The sequence below is a fragment of the Rhodococcus sp. NPDC060090 genome, assembly GCF_042729855.1.
GTDB lineage: Bacteria > Actinomycetota > Actinomycetes > Mycobacteriales > Mycobacteriaceae > Rhodococcus.
In genome coordinates this window covers 98,077-112,854 of the sequence record NZ_JBHWXB010000010.1, presented here as the reverse complement: position 1 = coordinate 112,854, position 14,778 = coordinate 98,077, and the positions used below count along the sequence as shown (strand labels likewise).

General features: G+C 64.3%; 13 protein-coding genes. 5 read left to right on the top strand and 8 right to left on the bottom strand.

Annotation, left to right across the window (positions count from 1 at the left end):
- Positions 1–27: 27 nt before the first annotated feature.
- Entirely contained in the window at positions 28–1,995 is a 1,968-nt protein-coding gene (locus tag ACFWCF_RS15430; protein WP_378562817.1) for a M13 family metallopeptidase, read from the top strand.
- A gap of 103 nt (positions 1,996–2,098) precedes the next feature.
- Here the strand turns inward: ACFWCF_RS15430 and ACFWCF_RS15425 are convergent, their stop codons facing one another.
- Together ACFWCF_RS15425 and ACFWCF_RS15420 are read right to left on the bottom strand one after the other, a co-directional pair.
- Complete coding sequence (locus tag ACFWCF_RS15425; RefSeq protein ID WP_378563078.1) at positions 2,099–2,830, bottom strand: M23 family metallopeptidase; 732 nt, start codon at positions 2,828–2,830, stop codon at positions 2,099–2,101.
- 276 nt (positions 2,831–3,106) lie between these two features.
- A complete protein-coding gene (locus tag ACFWCF_RS15420) occupies positions 3,107–3,823 on the bottom strand; it encodes an enoyl-CoA hydratase/isomerase family protein (RefSeq protein ID WP_378562814.1) in 717 nt (238 codons plus the stop codon).
- Positions 3,824–3,961: 138 nt separating this feature from the next.
- Here ACFWCF_RS15420 and ACFWCF_RS15415 point away from each other — a divergent pair, with 138 nt between their 5' ends.
- Genes ACFWCF_RS15415 through ACFWCF_RS15400 form a run of 4 tightly spaced genes read left to right on the top strand, consistent with a single transcriptional unit; the run spans position 3,962 to position 8,474 of the window.
- Positions 3,962–5,512 (top strand): AMP-binding protein, encoded by a 1,551-nt coding sequence (locus tag ACFWCF_RS15415; protein WP_378562811.1) that lies wholly within the window; start codon positions 3,962–3,964, stop codon positions 5,510–5,512.
- A 31-nt stretch (positions 5,513–5,543) separates the two neighbouring features.
- A complete protein-coding gene (locus ACFWCF_RS15410) occupies positions 5,544–6,725 on the top strand; it encodes an amidohydrolase family protein (RefSeq protein WP_378562809.1) in 1,182 nt (393 codons plus the stop codon).
- The gene (locus ACFWCF_RS15405; RefSeq protein ID WP_378562806.1) at positions 6,722–8,149 is read left to right on the top strand and encodes a FadD3 family acyl-CoA ligase; all 1,428 of its coding nucleotides are present in this window, start codon (positions 6,722–6,724) and stop codon (positions 8,147–8,149) included. The genes ACFWCF_RS15410 and ACFWCF_RS15405 overlap by 4 nt, the downstream gene beginning before the upstream one ends.
- A gap of 34 nt (positions 8,150–8,183) precedes the next feature.
- Positions 8,184–8,474 (top strand): DUF3263 domain-containing protein, encoded by a 291-nt coding sequence (locus ACFWCF_RS15400; protein ID WP_378488434.1) that lies wholly within the window; start codon positions 8,184–8,186, stop codon positions 8,472–8,474.
- A gap of 79 nt (positions 8,475–8,553) precedes the next feature.
- On the opposite strand, the gene ACFWCF_RS15395 is transcribed toward ACFWCF_RS15400, so the two are convergent.
- The 6 genes from ACFWCF_RS15395 to ACFWCF_RS15370 all read right to left on the bottom strand — a co-directional run bounded on the left by ACFWCF_RS15395 (position 8,554) and on the right by ACFWCF_RS15370 (position 14,667).
- Positions 8,554–9,015: a pyridoxamine 5'-phosphate oxidase family protein gene (locus ACFWCF_RS15395; protein WP_378562803.1), complete on the bottom strand. Its 462-nt coding sequence runs from the start codon at positions 9,013–9,015 to the stop codon at positions 8,554–8,556.
- Positions 9,016–9,091: 76 nt separating this feature from the next.
- Positions 9,092–10,138: an ABC transporter ATP-binding protein gene (locus tag ACFWCF_RS15390; RefSeq protein ID WP_378488436.1), complete on the bottom strand. Its 1,047-nt coding sequence runs from the start codon at positions 10,136–10,138 to the stop codon at positions 9,092–9,094.
- Entirely contained in the window at positions 10,128–11,117 is a 990-nt protein-coding gene (locus tag ACFWCF_RS15385; RefSeq protein ID WP_378562800.1) for an ABC transporter ATP-binding protein, read from the bottom strand. Before ACFWCF_RS15385 ends, ACFWCF_RS15390 begins: the two co-directional genes overlap by 11 nt.
- Before the next feature lie 52 nt (positions 11,118–11,169).
- The gene (locus ACFWCF_RS15380) at positions 11,170–12,756 is read right to left on the bottom strand and encodes an ABC transporter substrate-binding protein (RefSeq protein ID WP_378562798.1); all 1,587 of its coding nucleotides are present in this window, start codon (positions 12,754–12,756) and stop codon (positions 11,170–11,172) included.
- Positions 12,757–12,814: 58 nt separating this feature from the next.
- Positions 12,815–13,717: an ABC transporter permease gene (locus tag ACFWCF_RS15375; RefSeq protein ID WP_378562796.1), complete on the bottom strand. Its 903-nt coding sequence runs from the start codon at positions 13,715–13,717 to the stop codon at positions 12,815–12,817.
- A complete protein-coding gene (locus ACFWCF_RS15370) occupies positions 13,714–14,667 on the bottom strand; it encodes an ABC transporter permease (protein WP_378488440.1) in 954 nt (317 codons plus the stop codon). Before ACFWCF_RS15370 ends, ACFWCF_RS15375 begins: the two co-directional genes overlap by 4 nt.
- Between the last annotated feature and the right edge of the window lie 111 nt (positions 14,668–14,778).

Sequence of the window (14,778 nt, the reverse complement as noted above, 5' to 3'; positions counted from 1 at the left end):
ACCGTTACGGGTGTAAGGATGGATGCCATGACCACTGCGCACTCGGAGACCCGATCCGGAATCGATCTCGACCACGTCGACGAGGGCACTCGCGCCCAGGACGACCTGTTCGAGCACGTCAACGGCCGTTGGCTCACCGAACACGAGATCCCTGCCGACCGCGCCCTCGACGGCGCCTTCCGCACCCTCGCCGACAAGGCCGAGGTCGATGTGCGAACGATCATCGGGGAGGCAGCCGACTCCGATGCCGCGCCCGGGACGGACGCGCAGAAGATCGGCGACCTGTTCACGAGTTTCATGGACACGAACACGATCGAGGCCGCCGGGCTCGGGCCCATCACCGAGGAACTGTCGTCGGTCGCGGGTGCAGCCGACCGCGCCGCACTCGCAACCGTGCTCGGACGGTTGCAGCGGGTGGGCGTCGGCGGCGCGCTCGGCCACTATGTGGACACCGACTCGAAGAACTCCCAGCGCTACCTCGTGCACGTGGCGCAGGGTGGCATCGGCCTGCCCGACGAGTCCTACTACCGCGAGGACCAGTACGCCGAGATCCGCGACGAGTACGTCGCGCACATCGGCCGGATGTTCGCGCTCGCCGGCCTCGAACACGATCCGCAGCGCGTACTCGCGCTCGAGTCGAAGCTGGCTGCGGGGCACTGGGACGTCGTCAAGCGGCGCGACGCCGACCTGACGTACAACCTCGTCACCCTCGATTCGGTGCTCACCGATCTCCCCGAGTTCGACTGGACCGGCTGGATCACCGCGACAGGCGCCACCGCGGAGCAGTGGGCCGAGATCGTGGTGCGGCAGCCGAGCTTCCTCGAGGTGTTCACACAGGTATGGGCGGGTGAGTCGCTCGACGACTGGAAGGCGTGGGCGTCGTGGCGGATCCTGCGGGCGCGTGCCCCGTATCTGACCGACGCGTTCGTCGACGAGAACTTCGCGTTCTACGGTCGTACGCTCACCGGCGCCGAGGAGATTCGTGAACGGTGGAAGCGCGGCGTGTCGCTCGTGCAGGACCTCCTCGGCGAATCGGTCGGCAAGCTGTACGTCGAACGCCACTTCCCGGCCGAAGCGAAGATCCGGATGCAAGTGCTCGTCGAGAACCTCACCGAGGCGTACCGGCAGAGCATCACCGATCTGGAGTGGATGAGCCCCGACACCCGCCAGGCGGCGCTCCGCAAGCTCGGCAAGTTCACGCCGAAGGTCGGCTACCCCGACAAGTGGCGGGACTACTCGGCCGTCACGATCACTCCGAACGACGTGGTGGGCAACTACCGCAGCGGCTACGCGGCCGAATACGACCGCGAACTCGCCAAGCTCGGCGGCCCGGTCGACAGGGACGAATGGTTCATGACTCCGCAGACGGTCAACGCCTACTACAACCCGGGCATGAACGAGATCGTCTTCCCCGCGGCGATTCTGCAGCCGCCGTTCTTCGATCTGCATGCCGATGATGCCGCGAACTACGGCGGGATCGGCGCGGTCATCGGGCACGAGATCGGTCACGGCTTCGACGACCAGGGCGCGAAGTACGATGGCGACGGCAACCTCGAGAACTGGTGGACCGACTCGGACCGCAGCGAATTCGGCAAGCGCACTGCAGCTCTCATCGCCCAGTACGACGAGTTCGAACCGAAGGCGCTCCCCGGCAAGCGCGTCAACGGCAGTTTCACGATCGGCGAGAACATCGGTGACCTGGGCGGACTGTCGATCGCGTTGAAGGCCTACGAAATCGCTCTCGGCGGCGAGGAGTCCCCGGCCATCGACGGGCTGACCGGACTGCAGCGGGTGTTCTTCGGGTGGGCGCAGGTGTGGCGCACGAAGGTGCGCGACGAGGAGGCGACGCGCCGGCTCGCCGTCGACCCGCACTCACCGCCGGAGTTCCGGTGCAACGGCGTCGTGCGCAACATCGATGCGTTCCACACCGCCTTCGATGTGAAGCCGGGTGACGGGCTCTACCTCGAACCCGAGGAGCGGGTGAAGATCTGGTGACCTCATGAGTCTGGTGACCCCATGGCTCTGGTGACCTCATGACGAAGGGCCACGCGTACCCCCCGACGGGTACGCGTGGCCCTTTCGTCTGCGGCCGAACCGACTACGACAAGTGCGCGCCGGGGACCGGAATGCCGCGGCTCGCGAGCCACGGAGCCGGATCGATCTTGGTGCCGTCGGCGAGGTGAACCTCGTAGTGCAGGTGCGGTCCGGTGGATTGTCCGCGGTTGCCCATCGTGGCGATCTGATCGCCGGCGCTGACCGGCTGGCCCACCGAGACCAGCGACTGATCGATGTGGCCGTAGACGCCGACGGTGCCGTCGTCCTGCTGCACGCGGACCCAGAGCCCGAATCCCGAGGCCGGTCCGGTCTCGATCACATGGCCACTGGTGACAGCGAGGATCGGTGTTCCGATGGGAGCGGCGATGTCGATGCCGTTGTGGTTGGTGCCCCACCGGGCACCGTAACCGGAGGTGAAGACGCCCGCGGCCGGGAACACTGATGCGGGACGACGCGCGGCTTCCTCGCGCGCAGCCTGCTCCGCCGCCTCACGCGCGATGCGATCCAGTTCGGCCTGATGCGCCGCTGCCGCCTCTGCGATGCGCTGCTGTTCGCGTTCGGTGGCCTTGCGCAGTTTCTCCGTGTAGCTCGATGCATCGACTCCCGAGATGGACAGCACCTGCGGAGCCGTGGACAGCGACTCACTGCTTCCCGTCCACGAGAGCCCGGCCTGCGCGCGGGCCGTCCTGTCGGTGGTGTCAGTAGCACCGGCAGCCGTCGTTCCGGCCGCCGTCACGGCCCCGGTAACCAGGACCACCGATATCCACCTCCCCATGCGCACGGCAGCGGGTCGACGTCGGGGTGTCACGGTCGGAGCAAGATTTTCGGCAGTGAAAGACAAAGCAACGTTCCTCTGAGCGGCCTCTCGATAACGAAAGGGTTACGAATCCATCACAGAGTACGTGTTTTGCGTTTATCGGCGGCGTGTCGGTTTGACGCCAGCCAGTCCACTGGTCAAAAAATGTCCGAAATTTCCCCACATGAGTCACACGTACAACATGCACGCTCATTCATGACGTCGAAAATGTGTGCGGCCTCACGAGCCGGGGCCTCATTTTCCGCGGTTCATCACCTTGTCTGCGGCTTCCCAATGAGCGTCGGCGACCCACAATTGCGCGAACGCATCGATCGCCTCGGCGGGCGTCGCGCCGGAGATGACGCGCTTGATCGAACCCGAGGATTCGTTGACGAGTGAGCGTGCGAGCGAGCGCCAGCCCTCGTCGAACGATTCGCGCGGCAGCACCTGATCGACGAGACCGATGCGATGAGCATCCTCGGCCCCGAGGATCGTGCCGGACCCCGCAAGCATGAGCGCCTTGCCCCGGCCCACGAGCGCGGCGAGCCGCTCGGCCCCACCCCACGCCGGCATGATCGCGAGGGAGACCTGGTTGAACCCGATCTTGACGTCCTGGGCAGCGACACGGATGTCGGCCGACACGGCGAACTCCGCGCCGCCTCCGAGCGCATGACCGTTGAGTGCTGCAACTACGGGCCCGGGGAAAGCAGCGATCCGGTCGCAGATCGTCCGCATGCGGCGCGCCATGCCCGCAGCCTCGTCCACCGTCCGCAGCTTGGACAGTTCCTTGAGGTCCCCACCGGAGACGAAAGCGCGATCGCCTGCGCCGGTGATGACCAGCACGCGGGCATCGCCCACCTTGTCGAGCATCTCATCGAGACGATCCATCGTCTCGAGCGAAATCGCATTGCGCGCCTGCGGACGATCGATCGTGAGGACCGCCAATCCGTCGTCCAGTTCGAGCTCGACCATAGGGTAATTCTCCCAGGTGATATTGGAATTCTTTCCTATGGAGAATAACATGCTCACATGCCGGTGAAAGCCGGCAGGAACTCCGCCGACGCCGCGGTGTACCTCGGCGCGGCTCCGTAACCATCAGGAGCGCAACAGATGCGGCAGATACCCCCCGAGCTCGTCGAACGCTACGAAAACGAAGGGTGGTGGACGCACGACACACTCGGCGACCTCCTGGCCCGCGGCCTGAAAGCGGCTCCGGACGCCGAATTCCGAGTCTTCTCCGACGTACGCCCCTGGGAGGGGACGTTCGCCGACGTCGACCTCATGGCACGGCGGCTCGCGTCCGGACTGCACAAGCGCGGCGTGGGCCCCGGCGACACGGTCGCATTCCAGCTTCCCAACTGGATGGAGGCCGCGGCGGTCTTCTGGGCATCGTCGTTCCTCGGCGCAGCGATCGTGCCGATCGTCCACTTCTACGGGCGCAAGGAACTCTCCTACATACTGGGTGAGGCGAAGCCCAAGGCATTCGTGAGCGCGGAACGCTTCGGCAACATGGAGTTCCGACCCGACCTGTGCGCCGACATCCCGATCGTCGGCGTCGTGGGACAGGATTCGTTCGAGGGCCTGCTCGACGACGAGCCGTTCGAGGGCGTGTTGCCCGCCGACACGGCGGGCCCCGCCCTGCTCGCATTCACCTCCGGCACCACGAGCAATCCCAAGGGCGTGATCCACAGCCATCGGAGTATCGGATGCGAAACCCGTCAGCTCTCCGCGCGCTACCCCGCCGACCGGGGCAAGCAACTGACCGCCGCGCCGGTCGGCCACTTCATCGGCATGGTCAATGCCTTCCTCATCCCGGTTCTCGACGGCAGCCCCATCAATCTGCTGGACGTCTGGAACCCCAAGCGGGCGCTCGAACTCATGGAAAGCGACGCGCTCGTGGTGGGCGGCGGTGCCACCTACTTCATGACGAGCCTCGTCGATCATCCCGACTTCTCCCCCGAGCGGCACATCCCGTTCATGAAGTACGCAGGGCTCGGCGGGTCCACGGTTCCGGCCACGGTGACACGCAGGCTCGCCGACTACGGCATCACGGTCTTCCGCGCGTACGGCAGCACCGAACACCCGTCGATCACGAGCTCGTTGTCGACCGATCCCGAGGACAAGCGGCTCTACACCGACGGCAACCCGACACCGGGCGTGGAGATCCGGCTGACCGACGACGGCGAGATCCTCAGCCGCGGACCCGACCTGTGCGCCGGCTACACCGACCCGGCCCTCACTGCGAAGGCGTTCGACGACGAGGGCTGGTACCACACAGGCGATATCGGAGTGCTCGACGACGACGGCTATCTCACCATCACCGACCGCAAGGCGGACTTCATCATCCGCGGCGGCGAGAACATCAGCGCCCTCGAGGTGGAAGAAGTGCTGCTCGCCCTCCCGTCGGTCGCGGAGGTCGCGGTCGTCTCCGCCCCCGACGAGCGCCTCGGTGAGCATGCCGCGGCGGTCCTGAGACTGCATCCGGGGCACACCTTGCCCACCCTCGACGACGTGCGATCGCACTTCGCGCAGGCGGGGGTCGCGAAGCAGAAGTGGCCGGAGGAACTGCACGAGATCGCAGACTTCCCGCGCACCGCAAGCGGCAAGATCCAGAAGTTCTTGGTCCGAAAGGACATTGCGGCGCGCAACGGAAGAGAATAGTATTCTCACAACGAGAGAAGGAGCATTTCTGATGACAGCGAAAGAGTTGCCGTACCAGCTGTTCGACGCGGACAACCACCTGTACGAGACCGAAGAGGCGCTGACCAAGTTCCTCCCGGACAAGTACAAGGGTGCGATCAAGTACGTCCAGGTCGAAGGACGCACCAAGATTGCGATCCGGAATCAGATCAGCGAGTACATCCCCAACCCCACCTTCGAGGTCGTCGCCCGGCCCGGTGCGATGGAGGACTACTTCAAGAACGGGAATCCCGAAGGTAAGAGCAAGCGGGAGATCTTCGGCAAGCCGATGAAGTCGATCCCGGCGTTCCGTGAGCCGGCCGCACGTCTCGAGCTGATGGACGAGCTCCAGATCGAGCGCACCCTGATGTTCCCGACGCTCGCCAGCCTCGTCGAAGAGCGCATGCGCGACGATCCGGATCTGATCCACGCCGTCGTCCACTCGCTCAACCAGTGGCTGTACGAGACCTGGGGATTCAACTACAAGGACCGCATCTACACAGTTCCCGTCATCAGCCTGCCCATCGTCGAGAAGGCGATCGAAGAGCTCGAGTGGTGTGTCGAGCGTGGCGCGAAGGCCATCCTCGTGCGCCCCGCACCGGTGCCCGGATTCAAGGGGCCGCGGTCGTTCGCGCTCCCCGAGTTCGACCCGTTCTGGAAGCGTGTCGTCGAGCTCGACGTCCTGGTCACCCAGCACTCCTCCGACAGCGGCTACGCCCGCTACAACCAGGAGTGGGACGGTACCGGCGCGGAGATGCTCCCGTTCGTGACCAACGCGTTCCGCATGGTCAGCGAGTGGCGCCCCATCCAGGACGCGGTCTGCTCCTGGGTGTGCCACGGTGCGCTCTTCCGCTTCCCCGAACTGCGGATCGCGGTCATCGAGAACGGCGCCTCCTGGCTTCCGCACGTGCTGCAGACCCTCGAAGACACCTTCAAGAAGGCACCCGAGGGCTTCGGCATGCAGGACCCGGTGGCGGCGATCAAGAAGAGCATCCACGTCAGCCCGTTCTGGGAAGAGGACTTCAGCAAGCTCACCGCCCTCATCGGTGCGGAGCGCGTGCTGTTCGGTTCCGACTACCCGCACCCGGAGGGCCTGGCCGAGCCCACCACCTACATCAACCACATCCAGCACCTCCCCCTCGAAGACCAGAAGCTGGTCATGGGTGGCAACCTTGCGAGGCTCCTGAAGGTATGAACTGGCAGACCATCCCCGAGATGGTCCTGAGTTCGGGCGACCGCTTCGGCAGTGCCGAAGCGGTCGTCGACGGGGACCTCCGGATCACCTTCACCGATCTCACCGACCGGATCCGTCGAGCCGCCGGTGCTTTCGCCGACGCCGGCATCCGCAAGGGCGATCGGGTGGCGATCTGGGGTCCCAACTCGGCCGAATGGGCAATTGCCGCATTCGGCCTCCTCACCGCAGGCGGAGTCCTCGTCCCGATCAACACCCGCTATCGGGAGGACGAAGCCGCCGACATCATCCGCCGGAGCGGGGCGAAGGCGGTGCTCGTCCAGAAAGGTTTCCTCGGAAAGGATTTCACGGTCGCCGAGCCCGTACCGGTGTTCGATCTGAAGTCCGACTTCCTCTCCAGCGGAGAACCGTTCGAGGTGAAAGTGCATGGCGACGACATCGCCGACATCATGTACACCTCGGGTACCACCGGTCGCCCCAAGGGCGTCATGATGAACCATCGACAGACCCTGCGGATGTTCTCGGAATGGTGCGATCTCGCCGATCTGCGCCAGGGCGACCGCTACATGATCGTCAATCCGTTCTTCCACATGTTCGGTTACAAGGCCGGTCTGATCGCATCGATGATCCGCGGCGCCACGGTCCTGCCGATTCCTGTCCTCGACGTCGACCGGGTGCTCGAACTCGTCGAACGCGAGAAGGTCACGATGCTGCCGGGCCCCCCGACGCTCTACCAATCGCTGCTGACCACTCCTACCGCGCAAGACATCTCGTCGCTACGCGCCGCCGTCACAGGTTCCGCCGACATTCCGGTCGAGCTCATCCGGAGAATCAGCAAGGAACTACCGTTCGAGACGATCATGACGGGCTACGGCCTGAGCGAAGGCGGGACGGCAACCGCATCGCGTCGCGGCGACACGTTCGAGCAGATCGCCACCACGGTCGGAAAGCCGTGCGACGGCATCGAGATCCGAATCGCCGACGACAGTGAAGTACTCATCCGCGGCTACAACGTCATGCAAGGCTATCTCGACGACCCGGAGGGCACCGCCGAGGCGATCGATACCCACGGCTGGCTGCACACCGGCGACCTCGGCACGCTCGACCCCGAAGGACGGCTCCGCATCGTCGGACGCAAGAAGGACATGTTCATCGTCGGGGGCTTCAACGCCTACCCCGCGGAGATCGAAGGTTTTCTGCTCGAGCATCCCGCCGTCGACCAGATTGCCGTCATCGGCGTCCCCGACGAGCGACTCGGCCAGGTAGGCAAGGCATTCGTCGTCTCGAGCGCTCCGGTGCCTGCTGCCGACCTGATCGCCTGGAGCCGCGAACGCATGGCGGGGTTCAAAGCACCCCGCTTCGTCGAGTACCTCGATGCGCTGCCACTCGGCGCCACCGGAAAAGTCATGAAAGACCAACTGCGGTAGGTCGAATCACCACCGCACCAGAGGAGGAGGCACGATGAGAGACGAAGCTGCAATGCTGGCCTTCGCCTTGAAGTGGAGGCATTGGAACGGCGGACCCGATGAAGACATCTTCGTCGAGTTCGGCATCACCCCACCGGAGTTCTTCCACAGGCTACGCGTGCTCCTGACACGGGACCGGTGGAATCGGCTCGACCCGGAGATCCTCGATCAACTCGTCAAGGTCTGCGACGAGCGCATCGGCGCGATCGACATCCGATCGGTCGCCGACCGCGATCGGACGAAGTTCGTCTCGCCACAGCACCCGCTCAGCAGGCTCTCGGCCTGACACGTTGCTCCGGCACGGTCTTCCCGTGCCGGAGCAACGCCTGGTGTGGGCCAGGCACATCGCCCAGCCTGTACGGCCGTCACTTGCGCATTTTGCTGAAATCCCAGCTCACGATCTTCGTCGGCTCGAGCTTCAACCACGCGTGCCTGCCGTCGTAGGAGAAATCGCGTCCGCCGGCATATTTCCCGGCGAAAAGCCGCTCGGGTTCGGCGAGTTCGTCGATATCGTCGCCTCGCCGCGGCGCTTCACCGACGACCGCCGCGCGCCCGCGTAGCTCCACACCCCGAAGGCTCATGAAGTCGGCACCTCCGTCATCGATGATCACAGCAAGCCGCGCATCGCGATCGATGTCGGTCCAACGTTGACTACGGACAAGTGAGTTGAGCCACAACGCCTTTCCGTCCCAGACGTACCACAGTGCACTCAGGTGGGGTCCACCCGTGCCGACGGTCGCAACCCGGCACACCGGCTGATTCCGCAGGAACTCGTCGCGCTCGTCGTCGGACATCGCGATCGCGGTACCTCGTCGCTGCTCGCCCATATCGGTCTCCAATGCTGTTCGGCCCCTGCGAGAAGATCCCGCGCCTGACCACACCTACAGTTCGCATGGCCAGTTCCTACGACGCTTCTGCCTTGTCGAGGTCGATGTTCTCGACCTCGAACAGATTCTTACGTCCCAGGACGGACGGCAGTGGGAAGTGACATGCCGCGTACTGTCCCGGTCGCACCTCCCGCATTTCCGGTTCTTCCTTCTCGCATCGCTCCTGCGCGTGCGGGCAGCGTGTCCGGAAACGACATCCCGTCGGCGGGGAGAGCGGCGACGGCACATCACCCGCCAGCGCCGGCCCGGCGAAAGCCTTGTCCGGGTCGGTCAACGGGACAGAGTCCAGCAGTGCGCGGGTGTAGGGATGTGCGGGGTCGTCGTAGAGCTCGATGGAGTCGCCGAACTCGCAGACCTTGCCGAGATACATCACCATCACGTTGTCGCTCACAGTGCGGACCACACCGAGATCGTGGGCGATGAACACAACCGTCAGGTCGAACTCCGCCTTGAGTTCTTCGATGAGGTTGAGGATCTGAGCCTGAACCGAGACGTCCAACGCCGAAACCGGTTCGTCGCAGATCAGCAGGCGTGGTCCGAGTGCGAGTGCACGTGCGATCGCGACACGCTGTGCCTGGCCACCGGACAACTGACGGGGAAGGATCTCCGCGAACCGGTCGCCGGGAAGTCCGACCTGCTCGAGCATCGATGCAGACTTCTTCTCGCGCTCCGCGGCATCCGCTCCAGCGACGGTCATGCCCTCGACGACGATGTCCTTGACCGCGCGACGCGGATTGAGCGACGACACCGGGTCCTGGAAGATCATCTGCATGTCGCGGCGCAGCGAGCGCATGTGCTTCTCGCTCACGTTCTCGATCCACTCATCACCGAACCTGATCCGGCCCGCCGTCACGCGATCGAGTCGCAGAACGGCACGACCGGTGGTCGACTTCCCACATCCCGATTCTCCGACGATGCCCAGTGTCTCGCCGGGTAGCAGGTCGAAACTGATCTTCGACACCGCCTGCACCGTGCCGGCCTTCGACGGGTATTCGACGACGAGATCCTGCACCGAAAGCAATGCTTCGTCGCCGCGTAGATGCGCGGTACCACTACCTGCCATCTGATTCACCTCCGGATACAGACCCCACCGGAACCTGGACGGGGTTCACGCACGCGACGTCGTGATCGACGCCGAAGGATTCGAGTTCGATCGGCGCAGAGGAGCATGCGTCCTCCGCGTGCGAACAGCGAGGAGCAAACCTGCAGCCCTCCGGGGGTGACGTCGGGTCGGGAAGCGACCCTTCGATCAAACGCAGAGGTGAATGCCTCTCGTGATCGATCGACGGTGTCGCGCCCAGAAGCGCATGGGTGTAGCGATGCATCGGCGCGTCGAACACTTCGCGCGTGGAGCCGATCTCCGCGAGACGACCCGAGTACATGACGGCCACCCGGTCGGTACGACCGGCGACGACAGCAAGGTCGTGACTGATGAGCATCATCGCCATGTTCCGATCGCGTTGGACGCGGCGGAGCAGATCGAGGATCTGACGCTGCACGGTCACGTCCAAGGCCGTGGTCGGCTCATCCGCGATCAGAAGGTCCGGCTCACACGCCAAGGCGATCGCCAGCATGACGCGCTGGCGCATGCCGCCGGACATCTCGTGTGGATAGTTCCTCAGGCGACGTTCCGGATCGGGCACACCCACTTCGTCCAGAAGCTTCAGTGCGCGATCGTGTGCCTCGGACTTGCTCACACCGAGGTGTCGTCGCATTCCCTCGGTGAGCTGACGCTCCACCCGCACAACAGGGTTGAGGGACCGGCCGGGATCCTGGAAGACCATGGCAATCTGGCTTCCCCAGATCTCCAGCTTCTCCTTCTTGCTCAGGGACAGCAGATCGCGTCCCTGGAAGGTGACCTCACCCGAGCGACCTGATCGCGGCGGCATCAGACCCATGATCGCGCGGGCCATGACCGACTTGCCGGAACCGGACTCGCCGACGATACCCAGCGCCTGTCCGGAGTCCAGGTTCAGCGACACATCGTCCACTGCACGGACGGTGCCTCGCGGCGTGCCGATGTAGGCACGTAGATTTCTCACTTCGAGAAGCGGCTGAGCATTCACGGCGAGCCGGCCCTTTCGGTCGTGTCGGCTAGTTACTGATCCAGAGCTCTTCGGGCAGGGTCGAGCCGAGGCTGAAAAGCTGCACCCCGTGCGTGTCCTCGCTGAACGTCACCGATGGCAACGCTCGCGTGTACCAGAGACCCACCACCGATTCGGCAAGGATCTGCTGCACCTCGTCGTAGGCCGCCTTGCGCTCCTCTTGGGTCGCGCCGAACCGGCCGCGTTCGAGCGCAGCATCGAGTTCCGGATTGTCGACGCCCATGAAGTTTCCGGTGGAGTCCGCTGTGAACGCCATCGACAGTGCGTAATCCGGATCCTGAGTGACCGCGGACGAGATGAGCATGTCGAAATCGCGGGCACCCGCACGCGCAGTCACCGCGGCGAAGTCGGTGACCTCGACGTTCATCTCCACATTCTCGAAGGCGCTGAGCTGCGCCTGGATCGCCTCGGCCAGGACGCGGCTCTCGGTCGTCGGGTACGACAGGAAGGTGAACTTGACCGGCTTGCCCTCTGCTGCGAGTTCGTCGAAGAGGGTCTGTGCCTCTTCGACGTTCGTCTCACCGAGCGGAATATCCGCATAGAACGGCGAGTCCTCGGGGAAGAACGAGGTGGGTACTTCGCCCTCACCGTTGTAGACCACGGTGTTGACGGCCTCGAGATCGACGGCGAGTGATACGGCACGCCGGGCGCGCTCATCGTCGAACGGCGCACGCCGCTGGTTCATGCCGGCGAACTGGCCACCGCCGGTCGACGTCACGACGTACTGGAGCCCCGCGGCGTCGGCCTTGTTGACATTCGTCCAGCTGGTCTCCGCAGTCAGATCGGCACCGCCGGTGGTCATCGTGTTCGACCTCTGGTTGGCATCGGCCACCGTGCGAACTGTCAGGCTGTCGAGGTACGGCTTGGGTGCATCCCAGTACTGCGGATTCTTCTCGAGTTCGACTGCGTCCTGCCTGGCCCAGTTCACCAGGGTGAACGGGCCCGCACCGATCGGATTCCGATCGAACGACTCACGTCCTTGTTCGAGCGCCGCCGGTGATGCAACCCAGTTGAGGGCACCCGCAACGAGAGCCTGACCGAACTGCGGATTCGGCTCGACCATCGTGACGCGCATCGTCAACGGGTCGACCACCTCGGTCGACTCGACTTCGACTGCCTGGCGGATGGTCGTCGAACCCAGTGTGGGGTCCTTGAGGCGATCCCAGTTGTATTTCACTGCCGCAGCGTCGAGCGGGGTGCCGTCGCTGAAGACGAGGTCGGGCTGGAGGGTGAGGGTGAAGGTTTTGCCGCCGTCTTCGGTCGAGAAGTCGGTCGCCATCTTGTATTCGAGCTCGAAAGTGTCGTTGTTCGTGACCATCAGGGTGCCGTACAGAGCGTTGCCCAGAAGCGGCTGATGCGGCCACGTGTTGGAAAGCGCCGCGGGGTCGAGAGACCGCGGTTCACCCATCTGCAGGATACGTGCGGTGCCGCCGGCAACGGGCTCGCCCGCTTCTACTGTGGCTGCGGTTGAATTGTTCTCGGACCCGGAGTCTCCTCCGGAACCGCATGCACCCAGTACCAGTGCTGCGGAGCACGCCGCCGCGAATACGGCCACTATGCGTCTGTGTCGGATCATTCTCGACCTCTCATGCTTTTCATACTTCGGAACTACGACCCGGCGCGCTGAGGTGATCTCAGTCGTGCAGTGTGCGGTCGTACTTGGTGCGGAGGAAATCGCCTACCTGATTGAGGCCGAATACCGTGAAGAAGATGACGAGTGAGGGAACCATCACCAGGTGAGGCGACGTGGACAGCGCGTCCTTGCCGTCGTTGATCATCCCGCCCCAGCTCGGCTGCGGCGGCGGAATGCCGAGGCCGAGGAAGCTGAGCGAACCTTCCGCGACGATCAGCGCCGCCATCACGATGGGCAGGTAGGACGCGAGGGGCGCGATCACGTTCGGCGTGATCTCCTTGAACAGGATGCGGCCGTTACCGGCACCCATATTCTTTGCAGCCCTGACGAATTCACGCGACGACCACGACAGCGTATTCGCGCGCGACAATCTGATGAACGACGGAACGGCCATCAAGCCCAGACCCAACAGCATGGTCGGCACGCTCGGGGTCAGGATGGACGCCAGTGCGAGGAGCAGGATCAGCGGGGGGAACGCGAGCATGGCATCGGTGATCAGGGTGATCACGGAGTCGAGCTTCTTGCCGAAGTAACCGGAGATCAGACCGAAGAAGGATCCGATCACGAATCCGGTCAGGCCTGCGACTGCACCGATGACGAGCGAGACCTGCGCACCGTAGACGATGCGCGACAGCATCGATCGGCCGAGCGTATCGGTTCCCAGGAGCAGGTCGAACGATTCGAACGACGGAGACAGCCGAGGCGATCCGATCGGAATGTCGTAGGGCGCAATGGGAAGCAGGCCCGCGAATATCGCGGCACCGATGATGATCACGAGCCAGACGATCGACAGGTAGACCAGGATCGAACGCTGCTTCTTGACGACCGGGACGTCTGGTAGCGTCGCGGCGGTGCTTCCTGCGGGGATGTCGCCCCCGCGCTTCTCGAGCGCGACCTGCGTCATGCTCCGACCACCTTCCTGACCCGCGGGTCGATGACTTGGTAGCTGAGGTCGACGAGGGTGTTGATACCGACGTACACGACCGCGATGAAGACGACGATGCCCTGCACCATGATGACGTCACGTGATGTGATGGACGAGGCAACCAACTGCCCCAATCCCGGTAGGCCGAAGAGTGTTTCGACGATCACGGTGCCGCCGATCAGGCGTCCGAGGTTGATGCCCGCGACCGTGATGAGCGAGAAGGACGACGGCCGCAGCGCGTGCCGGAGCATCACGTACCAGGAGGGCATCCCCTTGGCTCGCGCCGACGCCACGAAGTCTTCGCGAAGTGTGCCGATGAGGTCGGTACGCAGCAGTCGGTGGAATGCGGCGATCTCGGTGAGCGCGATCGCGATCGCCGGCAGGATCGCGCCGCGCAGGTTGTCGCCGAGACCTTCGCTTATCCGCGACCAGCCCATCACCGGGAAGATCTGCATCTGAATGGCGAGAAAGTAGATCAGCACCGGACCGGCGATGAAGGCCGGCACCGAGAGGAACACAGCGGACAGGGCGTTGATGCCCCGGTCGACCTTGCTTCCCGGACGCGACGCCGAGACGATGCCCATCACGAGGGAGACGGCCAGCGCGATGATCAGGCCCATGGCCGCGAGCTGCAGCGTGACGGGGAGACGCTCGACGATCGCCTCACTCACCGATTGTCCGGTCAGCGGGGAGGTCCCGAGGTCGCCGCGCACTGCATTGCCCAGCCAGTCGAAGTACCGGACCCAGAACGGTTGATCCAGGCCGAGTTCGGAGTTCATCTGCGCGACCGCTTCGGGCGTGGCGTTCTCACCCAGAATCACCTGGGCGACCGATCCCGGCGCGAAACTGAGCAGGGCGACGACCGCAATCGTGACCAGCAGGACAACCAGGATGCTGCGCCCCACCCGTTTGGAAACCGTGGAAATCATCCGAACTCAACTTTCATCGCGATACCGGAATCGTGCCGCCCAGAACAAGAGACGAAGAACTTGTGACCGCTCCCACAGTAGGACGTTCTCACGCTGACGGCAATATCAGTT